We start from the raw sequence: 12132 nt of genomic DNA, 5'->3' as shown, positions 1-12132 counted from the left end.
GTTACTCACCTGCTTGTTCTTTGAGAAGATGTACTAAACTATCGGATAACCATAAACCCGCATCACGCAAAGCTTGAATTCTGGGAGATACTAAAGGAATTAACCCTCGTTGTTTAGCCAGTAATAGTAAACGACCTGTTCCTAAAGTGATAATATTGAAGGATTGAGCACAACGACGCGCTGCTCTATCGTCAATAATGACAGCACAATTAGACATATTTAAAGCTAAACTTAAAACGGCTGATTCTCCTTTTCCTAAATCCCAAGCTGCTACTTCAGAAGCTACATTTTGGTTATCTATTCTTTGCAACCAAGTTACGGTTTGTAACTGAGTCGCTGGGGCATCATTTTGATTAACTGTCACTTCATCCCAAACCGCTTTGGGTACAAAAATTTCATCGAAAAGCTGAGGAAGTAAGTCAGCTTGTTGACTCTTAAATAAAACAATCAATGGAGAAGCATTAATGACAACTCGCTTAATCAACATTGGCTAATTCCTCAGCAAGTTCTTCCGCAGTATATTGCATAAAATCAACTCGATAACGAGACAAAGCATTAATAAATTCAGTTCGAGTTAAGCCAGCAATTTCAGCAGCTTTTCCTTGAGAAACTTCTCCTAATTCGTACCATTTTATTGCCGCTGCTATCCGCATCTCACGAATAAATTCATCGGGATTCTTACGGAGTGCAGAAAATACAGTTTGAGGGAGTTCAATAGGTATGATCGTCATGACTCTAATAGATTTTAGGGGTAATCTATTTAATTATACTATAATCTCTAGGGTGAAGGAATAGGTTATAATAACGTTAAGATTATTTACCAAAGAAGATTATGATGAATTCCGCGCTCGAAATTCAACAATTATCTTGGCCTTACTTAGAATTAGATGAACAAGGTAGAGCTACCCTTTCTAATAGTCGTATTCGTGTTGCTCATCTGATACAAGAAAAACAAACGCACGGCTGGAGTCCAGAGGAAATTCATTTTCTACCTGCATAAAAAGTTATGCGTATTTTAGAATTCTCAGAAGATATCCATCCCTTTTGACCCATCAGTGAAGGCTCATATACTAAAGGAGTACCACTTCCAGTATCTAAACTAACAGTAGTATTTCCTACTACTGTATATAAATTGATAAATGTTCCACCTTCTGGTTTGCACTTGGGCGTCATGGCTATATTCCAAAAAAGCATAGGCTGATCATTACAATTTACAGTAATTGTCACGGAAGGTATACTTTGTGGTATTTTTCGAGCTTTAAATTGATAGATATTACCGTTTAAATTCTGACGATAAATGTCCTCCTTTTCTGAGGTTCTACCAGGAGGAATCAGAAGATATTTAGTCCCATATGTAGTTTTAGCTGCAAGAGATTCTGTTATAAACCCAGAATTCATTTGTAGTTCATACCAATCTGAACTATAGTTTTTAATCTTTAAAACGCTCCCGTATATTCCTCTATCCTCACAGGTAATTTCTAAATTACCAAAATTAATAGTTTCAGAGGAAGACCCACATCCAATTTCTAAATCTTTAAAAGTGTTTTGATCTGGTCTAAAAGTTGTTTCAGCAATAGGAGATGGAGATGGTTTTTCTGTAGGTGTTTCCCTTTTTGCTTCAATAATTGTTGCTTCCCCAACCTCTACATTTGCAAAAGTTTGAGATAGGTAATCTTTAAATTGACTTGCTCTTTCAGTTCCCAGAAATGATCCTACTTGAATTTCATCTCGATTATTTTTATCTCTAAATTTTTTAAACGCATCTCGGCAAAATTCAGATTGAACTTTAGCTAAATCTGCTTCTGCATATTTAACAAAAACAGGATACAAACTCACTGGATAAGCGGTTGTATCATCAGGTAGTTCATCTCCACAAACATCCTGTGGAAATGTAATGCTTTGAAATGGGTTAGGAGTTGCAGGAATAGTAGGTTCTGGTGTTGGGGATGTTGTAGTTGGGGTATTATTGGGTGTAACTGGAGGAGAGTTTTGTTGTGCTATCATCCAGGGACGTACAAGTGAAAGCACCCCATTCGCTAACCCATAAATTAAAATTAAAAATATGGCTATACTGATGAGATAGGGCAACCAATTTCCTGATGAGCGTTGATTATTTAGATATTTAATATAATCCTGAATAAGTTTCTGAAAGCTTGGGTTATTATTGGGCGTAGGTTCAGGAAGGTTGTTATCTGGCTTAGGGTTTTCTTCCATGATCTTGCTTTTTTGGAGAATTAAAAGGCTTAAAAACTATTGATTCTGTGTTTTACAAAATTGTAGAGTGAGTGACTTTTATCAATTTTTAATTGAGATATTAATATGTTTTGCAGTCACCCACCCAACCTTCGATAAATTAACCAGGTATAACATTCACTCGAAGATCATAGTTAGTCGCTGCATTACTAGAAACTTCAATGTAATAAGTACCGGCTTCTAATGCTTGGGTAATTTCTGCGTTAGAACTAGAGTATCCATAAGCATCATCTAAAACATCTCCATCTCCTTCATCCACCTGATTATTGTTGTTATAATCTTTCATAAGATAAACGTAGGTTCCTTGACTTACAGCACCAACAATCAGTTCAACATCACTATTGTTATTAAGAGTGAAGCGATAAATATCCGTTTGATCACCTTCACCAACAAAGTCTGTAAAGTTTATATTTTGACTCAAGCTACCCAAGTCTAAAGCTGTATTTAATGTATTTCCTGGGTTAGATGGAGTTGTTGCTGGTTTTGAAGCGGCTTCCAACCTTAAATCATAGTTAGTTCCTGAATCATTAGAGACTCGAATGTAATAAGTACCTGCTTCTAAGGCGCGGTTAATTTCTCCATTAGAACTAGAGTATCCATAAGCATCATCTAAAACATCTCCATCTCCTTCATCCACCTGATTATTGTTGTTAAAATCCTTAATAAGATAAACGTAGGTTCCTTGACTCAATGCTCCCAAAACCAGACTAAAATCACTGTTATTCTGGAGGGTAAAACGATAAAAATCATTGGGATCATCTTTTCCGACAAACTGACTATAATTAAGTAGATCAGGGATCGCGCCTAAATCGAGGGCTGTAGCAATATTACTACCAGGTTCTCCTTGGGGTACTGGAGTTGGCGAACCCCCAACAAAATCAGCACTGGTAATTACAGAAGGTTGAATACCATTTAATCGGACTAATTCTTCACCTGTGGTTGCTAAAGCAATAGCTGTTTGATTACCTGATGCTTGTACCAGAATATTACTAAAGGTAAATCCGGCGGGTAATTGCATTAAATCAGCACCATCTTGAAAATCGGTAATGATATCCGCACCGCCTCCCCCAATTCCTAATACAAAAATATCGCTTCCTCCTCCTCCTGTTAAAGCATCAATTCCGAAATCTCCAGACAGGATATCGTTACCTAAATCACCTGACAAATTATCATTATCTTTGCCACCAAATAGATTATCATTCCCATCTCCACCCGTAATAATATCTGCCCCTAAATTACCAAACAGAATATCATCTCCTACACCGCCATCAAGAAGATCATCTTCTTGTCCTCCAAATAGGTTATCATTACCACCACCCCCAAAAATTTGATCAAAACCTTGGTTCCCATTAATCAGTTCGCTATCGACTGCACCTTGTACCGTATCATTACCGCCTAAAACTAATACCCCTTGAGGGAAACCTGCTAATTGTCCTGGTATTAACGAGATCAATTCTGAAGAGTCATCACCGACTAAAACACCTAAAGCTGAATTTGGAATTAAGACCATAATGTCACGTTCTCCTAATTTTTTAATAGTCTTTTGATTGAGATTAGACAAGAATTGAGTTAAGACAGTCTGATCGTAGTCTTAAAGAGATGAACCAGTAAATCCATAAAGTTCACCTATTTTTGTTCAAAGTTCACTTTTGATTGATTCATAAAGTTCATAAAGTTCATACCTTACGAGAAAATCAATGAGTGCCAATAAATATTTCACTGCATTATTATTGAGCATCTTTATGATTTTAGAAAGGCGTAAAATGTAGTAATTTGTAGGATATGTGTTAAGATTTATTCGGAGTAAAATTTAAAATGAGTAGGATTTTGTAGGAAAGAGTTGCAAAAAATTGGAAAATGTGGGATAATTCTCAATCATTTGTAATATTTAAGTCAGATGGACTTTGATGAATTACTAACATGGGCTGACCAAGTGGTATTTGAAAAAACAGGGAAGCATCTAAGTAGTGTGCAAGAAGCGATTTTAATGGGGGTGTGGGATAGCCAAAAATACAACGATATTGCTAACCAATACAACTGTACTGAACCTCATGTGAGAAAAACTGCATCGGAATTATGGCAGGTTATATCAGAGGAAGTTGGAGAAGTTGTTAATAAATCAAATCTACGCTCTACATTTGGAAGAATTCAATTAAATAATAGTATTCATTCTGCTTACTTTTGGAAAGATGTTAAAATCGAAAATATTAGTTATTGTGGAGACTCAACAAAACCTTCAGAAGCTAAACAAAACGCCCCACCAACATCAATTTTTAACTCAGAAAATTCTATAATAAAACCTCAAATCGATTTAAGAGATGCACCTGAACTCACAACATTTTATAATCGTACTTCTGAACTCAATACCCTCAAACAATTAATCCTAGAAAAACAATGTCGAATGATTGGTATTTTAGGAATAAGGGGAATGGGAAAAAGTGCGATTGCTCGTCAATTAATTGAACTGATCAAAACAGAATTTGATTATATTATTTGGCGCAGTCTTAGAGCGTCTAACTGTTTAGAAACAACCTTAAAAGAGTTGATTCAATTTTTATCAAATAAAACTGAATTAAATTTCCCAGATGACCTTGATGCTCAATTAGCAATATTATTAGAATATTTACGCGATCGCCGTTGTTTAATTATCTTAGATGATGTTCAGTATCTATTTAAAGACGGTCAACTGGTTGGTCATTATAAACCCGAATATCAAAACTATAGTAAACTATTTAAACTCATCGGAGAATTAGCCCATAATAGTTGCTTACTATTCAATAGTTGGGAACCTCCTTTAGAAGTTGTTACCTTGAGTGGAGAGAGTGGTTTAACTCAATTATTCCCCTTAACAGGTTTAGGAGAAAAAGCAACCGAACTATTAATAAATAAGGGATTACAGGATGAGGAAAATTACCCAGAATTAATTGATTTATTTCGAGGAAATCCCCTTTATTTAAAACTAGCTAATCATTTAATTCAGCAATTATTTGGAGGTAAAATCAATCAATATATCAGTTATAAACCTGTTTGTTTAGGAGATGAATTAAGCCAAATTTTACAACAACAGTATCAGCGATTATCGGAATTAGAAAAACAGGCGATCGCATTTCTGTGTTCTTACCCTAAACCTGTTCTACTCTCGCAATTATTAGAACAATTTTCTGATCGTCAAAATCAACTGTTTAAAGTGCTGCTTTCCTTAGAAAGACGAGGATTAATTGAAAAACAAAATTTAGATAATCAGATGGTTTTTACAGTTGATTCTCTGATGCAGAACTATATTCTATCTGGCTGTGATTAAAATATTAAAATTATCCCAAAATATCGGGGCGGGGTTATCCCCATCTGTGTCAACTCAACGCCAAAAGCCTTGAAATCAATTTCAGGCGTAGGGGCGAGGTTACCTCGCCCCTACAAACCCGTTAAAACGGGTTAAGAAAGACAAGTCTTGAGTCATCTTTAGATAACGTAGAGACCTTCCATGCAAGGTCTCTACAGCCCGAACTTGAGTTCAGGGCTAACGTGGGTTAAGTTGACACCCGTTGGGTTACCCCACCCGTACCAGTCAACAGTCAACACCCCTAAGTTAAGGCGAAAACCGAGACTTTTCCAGCGATGCGTTGAGCGATCGCAGTTAATTCTAAAGCCGAAGCTGAGTTAGGATCAGAGATAACAATCGGAACCCCTGCATCTCCCCCTTCTCGCACAGGCATTTCTAAAGGAATAGCACCCAGTAAGGGGACATCAAGCTCGTGAGCAGTTTTTTCGCCTCCCCCAGAACCAAAGATATCGTATTTTTTATCCGGGGCATCAGGGGGGATAAAATAACTCATATTTTCCACAATTCCCAACACCGAAACCCCCAACTGTTGGAACATTTTTAATCCTTTGCGGGAGTCAAGGAGGGAAACTAACTGAGGTGTTGTGACGATCACGACCCCAGACATGGGGACGGCTTGGGCGAGGGTGAGTTGAGCATCTCCGGTGCCTGGCGGCATATCCACCAAAAGATAATCTAATTCACCCCAATTCACTTGATAGAGAAATTGACGAATAATCCCATTTAACATCGGGCCACGCCAAATCACAGGTTGATCTTTATCGATGAGGAATGCCATCGAAACCAACTTTACCCCATGATTAAATGCAGGTTCTAGGACTTCTCCTTGGGGACTTTGCTGCACCATGACTTGAGCATCAGCCAACCCTAACATGGTGGGATCATTCGGGCCATAAATATCCGCATCAATTAACCCGACTTTCGCACCCATTTGGGCTAAAGCAACCGCAACATTAACCGCAACGGTACTTTTTCCGACCCCTCCTTTCCCACTGGAAATGGCTAGAATATTTTTAACCCCTGGAATCCCTTGACGGTCAGGTAAAGCTTTTTGTTGAGGGGTTTCGGCGGTAACATCAACAACAACCGTTTCCACTCCGGGAAGTTGTTTAACGGCTTTTTGACAATCTTCAACGATAAACTCCCGTAGGGGACAAGCAGGCGTGGTCAGGACTAAGGTAAAGCTAACCTCACCCCCTTGGATTTTCAGGTTACGAATCATGTTTAATTCCACCAAACTTTTTTGGAGTTCAGGGTCTTGTACAGGTCGTAACACCTCTAAGACTGTGTTGAAATCAAGCATATTGAATCAGGTGTTTCCAGTTTGAGCGATGGATGAAGGGCTACTGTCGGGAGTAGAGAGTCTATCCCACGTCTATTATTCAAGAATTCGGCAATTTAACGGCTCTTCATATTTTGATAATAAGTGTTAAAAAGGCTTAAGCTAACTTCAAATTAAAGTAAAGAAGATTTACAGTCTCAGGATTTTAGGGCAGAAGCAGCCATTAGCCACTTGACTCCAGGGACACAATATAGACATGATCATAACGCTTGGCGAGATTAAAACAAATGGTTCGCCAAACAAGATAGGTTAAAAAAAAATTATGACAGCTTCTCAGGTATCGGAAATTACTACGCCCCAGTTGACCCCTCCGACTGACTCCAAAACCCGTGTCAGTGAGTTTATGAAACAAATCCAGGATGAAATTTGTCAAGGCTTAGAAAAACTCGATGGCCTTGGCAAATTTAGAGAGGACGCTTGGGATCGTCCAGAAGGCGGTGGCGGTCGGACTCGTGTAATCAGCGATGGGGATGTGTTTGAACAAGGGGGAGTGAATTTCTCCGAAGTTTGGGGCGAAACATTGCCTCCTTCGATTCTGGCACAACGCCCAGAGGCAGCCGGACAGGGATTTTATGCCACAGGAACCTCAATGGTATTGCATCCCCGCAATCCCTATATTCCAACGGTACACCTTAATTATCGCTATTTTGAAGCGGGGCCTGTGTGGTGGTTTGGAGGCGGGGCTGATTTAACGCCCTATTATCCCTTTGCTGAAGATGCTCACCATTTTCATCAAACCTTAAAACAAGCTTGCGATCGCCACCATCAAGAGTATTATCCTGTATTCAAACGTTGGTGTGATGAATATTTCTATTTGAAACATCGCCAAGAAACGCGAGGGATAGGGGGCATCTTTTTTGACTATCAAGATCCCCAAAGTCAACTTTATAAAGGCCCTGATCCGAAAGGAACAGCAGCCTTGTATAGTAATGAAGTGGGAACCCCAGATTCGAGAGATTGGGAATCTTTGTTCAGTTTTATTCAAGACTGTGGACAAGCTTTTCTACCTGCTTATGGGCCGATTGTAGAACGGCGGCGTTCTCATGAATACGGAGATCGAGAACGACAGTTCCAATTATATCGGCGAGGTCGATATGTGGAATTCAACTTGGTTTATGATCGAGGAACGATTTTTGGATTACAAACCAATGGTCGCACCGAGTCCATTCTCATGTCTTTACCGCCTCTGGTACGATGGGAATATGGCTATCAGCCAGAACCTGGAACCCCAGAAGCAGAACTGTATGAGACATTCTTGAAGCCTCAAGATTGGGCGAACTGGACTGCTCCCAACTCACAGGTCTAAGTTAAACTACTGTCAGATAAGCAACCAACGCAATATCAAAAATTCCGAGGGGACGGTCAGTGATTCATATCGATCAAAAAGAACATACGACCCAGGATGGTACAAAGGTCATTGTCTTAGCACCAACAGGGCGCCTAGACATCACAACAGCTTGGCAATTCCGCCTCAAGTTGCAGGAATGTATATCTAAATTGAGTCGCCATGTCGTAGTAAATCTAGGTCAAGTGAACTTTATTGATAGTTCGGGTCTGACTTCACTGGTTGCTGGAATGCGAGATGCTGACAAAGTGAAGGGTAGCTTCCGAATTTGTAATGTTCATCCAGAAGCCAAACTGGTATTTGAGGTGACCATGATGGATTCTGTTTTTGAAATTTTTGAGACGGAAGATGAAGCCCTTGAAGGTGGGGTAAGAGAAAGTTCAGGGGGGGACAATCGCCCCCAACCCAGACAGGGCCGGGGAGGGTTAGAGACCCATAAACCCACAGAAAAATAGCAAGCTTATCCAGTAATCTTTCTATCTCTCTTGTCGCCCCCTGAAAAGAGCCAGTGGAAATCAGATCACGGCACGCTAACCCGACTTGGCTTTCTGTCAAAACAAGAGGCGTACTTCTGTACGTCTCTCAGCAGAAGCCTAATCTGAACAGGTTTTGAGCTTAAATGGAGATTAGAGGTTATTAGGCAGTAACGAGGCAAAACAAGATTGTTTTTGGAATTGAAATGGCCCTAACATCGCGCCCCACAATGGTTTTCCAGTGCTAGGGTCAATTCCTTTGTCATAACTGAAAAATTCATCGGGGGTGGCTTCAAAACCCAATTCAACTTGATAGGTTTTGTTTTGATAACTAAAGCAACAGATTTGGTCTTTTGGAGGTATGGCTTTGAATCGATAATGATTAGGGCTTAAGACTTGATAAGTAATATTTAAGGTACAACCGGGCAAAAGTTTTAAATCCTCTGGGGTAAGATGTTGTAACCGTTCTGGATCTTGTCCCGCACCTTGCACCTGAGAAATATTTTGAGGCATATAATATTGAGCCTCTAAAGGGAACTCAGGATTAAGGGAGGGGCGTAACTGAATAAACCGAGGACGATAGGGTTGATTCAGGTTAACAATATTGGCTTGTTCAGCAAAGAGGATCAAGCTGGGTTCGGGAAACAGATTCAGGGGAACTGGACGATGCCAGAGGTGTAAATGGACATACCAAACGGGGTCAGCCAAGGCTTGGGCTTGATTATTAAACTCTCCCGCCATATATTCCGCTAAAGCTCTGAGTTCAGGGGATATTACCATTGGTTGTTTCCGTTGTGATTGTTTAATTGCTAGGATTCAAAATCCTGAACCCAAAAAAATTAAAATAGTATTTAGTCCCTTTTAAGATTGGCTTGTGAACAACATCCGCACGGTTTCAGATACAAAGCGTACTTTTTACAGTCTACACACTCGCCCGATCAATTCCATCTATCGTCGTGTGGTCGAGGAGTTGATGGTGGAAATGCACTTGCTCTCGGTCAATGTTGACTTTAGCTATGACCCCATTTATGCGTTGGGTGTTGTAACAGCTTTTGATCGCTTTATGCAAGGGTATCAACCGTCATCCGATCAAGACTCGATTTTTAATGCGCTGATCAAAGCAGAACAAGATGACCCGCAAAAATATCGGGGTGATGCTCAACACTTAACAGAATTAGCCAAAACTCTATCGGTTAAAGATTTAATTGTTAATTTAAAGGCTTCTCCTGATCAAGTTGCGGAGACTGAGTTGCTAGGATATTTCCGAAGCGTCGCAACTAACCCCAAATGGAAATACAGTCGTTTGTATGCCATTGGTTTATTTACCTTGTTAGAGGTGGCTGATCCCCATGGAATTCATGACAAAGCTACAGGAGAGCAAATCTTAACTCAACTGGCTGAAGCGTTACACTTGCCTCAAGATAAACTGATCAAGGATTTAGATCTCTATCGCAGCAATCTTGAAAAAGTGGCGCAAGCCCGGATCATGATTGAAGAAATGACCCAAGCCGAACGGAAGAAACGGGAACAACGAGCTAATGAAGCGGTTGGCTTAAATTAAACGCAGCCAAAAGTTCCCCCTTAACATCTCTCAATCAGGAGTTATGAGAGGTTCAGGTTAATCAAAGTTGTCCATCCGCAACCGTGATTGATCTGAACCTATCCCCAACTCAATAATCCTGACCGATTTCATGAACTGACGAGGTGTTAATCGGTTTAGAGGTTATGTTAGAGGTCGGGTCATAGTTTTGGGCATAGGTCTGTAATAGGGAACTGACTTGAGATAATACGGCATCCCCTGTCGATTTACCGAGAACCGTTTGATTTTGAGCCGCACGGTTTAAGTTGCGTTCAATGGCTTCTTTAACCTGATTGGCAATCAGCACTTGCAGTTCTTCTTTGGCTCTTGAGCGTTGATATTGGGCGCCTTCTTCCGTTGTGGCATAGAGGGGAGGAAGACGATTTAACGCATAGGCAGCAATATCCCCCACATCTAAGCTTTGCTCACTATTTTCTTCGATTTCTGCAACCCGAGCGATCGCTTCACTCAGGACTAATTCCTCCATGACATTAATAAATTGTTTCCGAGGTAAAACGACGACTTCACCCGTTAACAAGGCTCCCATCAACCGATCCAGAGCCATATATTCTTCAATAGACAGTTCTGAGGCGGTATTACAAATTCGTCCAACCTCTGCCTCCATCGAGGGGGTTAGATAACCATCTTGCAATGCTTGCTCAACAATCTTTTCAATACTCATAATGCTTTTCTTTTACACTTCGCATCATTGTTATGTTTAACTGCTCTTGCCCAAATATTCCCTAAAAATAGAAATTAACATACTCCGGGAATTAGGTTGAACCGAGCCATAATCTAGGGTTTTGTTTTTTTAATATTCGCTAAGAATATCATATTCAGACTATGGCTACTTCTTCTAGGATACCATTGGCAAGGGGATGGGAATTAACCGGATGACTCTGGGGAAATACAAATTCAATCAATGGCTGCATAACGCCAGGGAACCGGATCAACAGATTGACCCTGAACATACAGTCCCCAATGGAGATGAGGGCCCGTAGAAGCCCCGGATGATCCCACCGCCCCAATCACTTGACCCGCTTGGACAAAATCCCCCTCTTTCACATCAATCCGGCTGAGGTGCATCAAAATACTCCCCACCCCTTGACCATGATCCAAACCAATCACATTGCCATGAATTTGAAATCCTTCTGATTCTCGCCCCACCAGGGCGACTCGTCCAGCAGCCGGAGCAACAACAGGTGAACCCATCCCCCCAGCATAATCAACACCTCGATGATAATAATCCTCCGCAAAATCCCCATTGTAGTAACGACGTACCCCATAAATCGTGGTAATTTCACCGGAATTCGGCCGTAAAAAAGGGCCCTTCCAATATTTTTCCGGGGTGACAAGAGCTTTAAACGCATCGACGCGATCAAATTCGTGATCAGTTCCCTGGAGTTCTTCTTTATCCGGGGGTAGCCAAATCGATTGGGTGGGAAAATCCCGATCGCGCAGTTGTACGGCTAAATTCTGTACCTGTGTCCCATCATTAACTTGTAGGGATTTGGTTCCCGGCTGATCTAAAGGCGTGGTGGGTAATAAAACCCGCATTCGGTTCGAGCCAATGGCAAACATGGGGTAGGTTTTCCCCTGCCAAGTAACGGTGGGTTGGGTTCCTGAAGCAGCAGACTCCAAGACCACAGAAACGGTATCTCCCAACTCAGGAGCGGAAGGATTCACTCGTACCTGGGTGGCGAATCCTGGAAGGGCCAGGACGACTGCAACTGTAATCAGGCTTAACATTAACGACTTGATCCCCCGACGCACTTTCAGTCTCATCTTCCTCTCTCCAAT

12 protein-coding genes and 1 pseudogene are annotated in these 12132 nt (G+C 40.7%); 5 read left to right on the top strand and 8 right to left on the bottom strand.

Annotated elements, in window-relative coordinates:
• Position 1 precedes the first annotated feature (1 nt).
• Both IQ236_RS11870 and IQ236_RS11865 read right to left on the bottom strand, forming a co-directional pair.
• Positions 2-487, bottom strand: a complete 486-nt coding sequence (locus IQ236_RS11870) for a DUF3368 domain-containing protein (RefSeq protein WP_193869441.1) — start codon at positions 485-487, stop codon at positions 2-4.
• Positions 477-731: a UPF0175 family protein gene (locus tag IQ236_RS11865; RefSeq protein WP_193869440.1), complete on the bottom strand. Its 255-nt coding sequence runs from the start codon at positions 729-731 to the stop codon at positions 477-479. The genes IQ236_RS11870 and IQ236_RS11865 overlap by 11 nt, the downstream gene beginning before the upstream one ends.
• Positions 732-832: 101 nt before the next feature.
• On the opposite strand from IQ236_RS11865, the gene IQ236_RS11860 reads away from it, so the two are divergent.
• Positions 833-1000 carry a hypothetical protein gene (locus tag IQ236_RS11860; RefSeq protein WP_193869439.1) on the top strand — a complete coding sequence of 56 codons (168 nt, stop codon included), beginning with the start codon at positions 833-835 and terminating at the stop codon, positions 998-1000.
• Here IQ236_RS11860 and IQ236_RS11855 read toward each other — a convergent pair.
• Together IQ236_RS11855 and IQ236_RS11850 are read right to left on the bottom strand one after the other, a co-directional pair.
• Complete coding sequence (locus IQ236_RS11855; protein ID WP_193869438.1) at positions 982-2214, bottom strand: hypothetical protein; 1233 nt, start codon at positions 2212-2214, stop codon at positions 982-984. The two genes, IQ236_RS11860 and IQ236_RS11855, sit on opposite strands and share 19 nt — an antisense overlap.
• Positions 2215-2353: 139 nt before the next feature.
• Entirely contained in the window at positions 2354-3763 is a 1410-nt protein-coding gene (locus IQ236_RS11850) for a pre-peptidase C-terminal domain-containing protein (RefSeq protein ID WP_193869437.1), read from the bottom strand.
• 387 nt (positions 3764-4150) lie between these two features.
• On the opposite strand from IQ236_RS11850, the gene IQ236_RS11845 reads away from it, so the two are divergent.
• On the top strand, positions 4151-5554 hold the full coding sequence (locus IQ236_RS11845) for an NB-ARC domain-containing protein (RefSeq protein WP_193869436.1): 1404 nt from the start codon (positions 4151-4153) through the stop codon (positions 5552-5554).
• 280 nt (positions 5555-5834) lie between these two features.
• On the opposite strand, the gene IQ236_RS11840 is transcribed toward IQ236_RS11845, so the two are convergent.
• Positions 5835-6896, bottom strand: a complete 1062-nt coding sequence (locus IQ236_RS11840) for an Mrp/NBP35 family ATP-binding protein (RefSeq protein WP_193869435.1) — start codon at positions 6894-6896, stop codon at positions 5835-5837.
• A gap of 301 nt (positions 6897-7197) precedes the next feature.
• Between IQ236_RS11840 and hemF the strand changes: the two genes are divergently transcribed.
• Both hemF and IQ236_RS11830 read left to right on the top strand, forming a co-directional pair.
• On the top strand, positions 7198-8241 hold the full coding sequence (gene hemF, locus IQ236_RS11835) for an oxygen-dependent coproporphyrinogen oxidase (RefSeq protein WP_193869434.1): 1044 nt from the start codon (positions 7198-7200) through the stop codon (positions 8239-8241).
• Positions 8242-8300: 59 nt separating this feature from the next.
• Positions 8301-8660, top strand: a pseudogene (locus IQ236_RS11830) (STAS domain-containing protein); the annotation flags it as partial.
• 246 nt (positions 8661-8906) lie between these two features.
• Here IQ236_RS11830 and IQ236_RS11825 read toward each other — a convergent pair.
• Positions 8907-9533 carry a chromophore lyase CpcT/CpeT gene (locus IQ236_RS11825; protein WP_193869433.1) on the bottom strand — a complete coding sequence of 209 codons (627 nt, stop codon included), beginning with the start codon at positions 9531-9533 and terminating at the stop codon, positions 8907-8909.
• A 94-nt stretch (positions 9534-9627) separates the two neighbouring features.
• Here IQ236_RS11825 and psb29 point away from each other — a divergent pair, with 94 nt between their 5' ends.
• Positions 9628-10314 carry a photosystem II biogenesis protein Psp29 gene (psb29, locus tag IQ236_RS11820; RefSeq protein WP_190519174.1) on the top strand — a complete coding sequence of 229 codons (687 nt, stop codon included), beginning with the start codon at positions 9628-9630 and terminating at the stop codon, positions 10312-10314.
• Between the two features lie 109 nt (positions 10315-10423).
• Here the strand turns inward: psb29 and IQ236_RS11815 are convergent, their stop codons facing one another.
• Both IQ236_RS11815 and IQ236_RS11810 read right to left on the bottom strand, forming a co-directional pair.
• Entirely contained in the window at positions 10424-11014 is a 591-nt protein-coding gene (locus tag IQ236_RS11815; RefSeq protein WP_190519173.1) for a late competence development ComFB family protein, read from the bottom strand.
• Between the two features lie 233 nt (positions 11015-11247).
• Positions 11248-12117: a M23 family metallopeptidase gene (locus IQ236_RS11810; protein ID WP_193869432.1), complete on the bottom strand. Its 870-nt coding sequence runs from the start codon at positions 12115-12117 to the stop codon at positions 11248-11250.
• Between the last annotated feature and the right edge of the window lie 15 nt (positions 12118-12132).

It is taken from the genome of Planktothrix mougeotii LEGE 06226 (assembly GCF_015207485.1).
Lineage (GTDB): Bacteria > Cyanobacteriota > Cyanobacteriia > Cyanobacteriales > Microcoleaceae > Planktothrix.
This window is presented reverse-complemented; position numbering and strand designations above follow the sequence as displayed.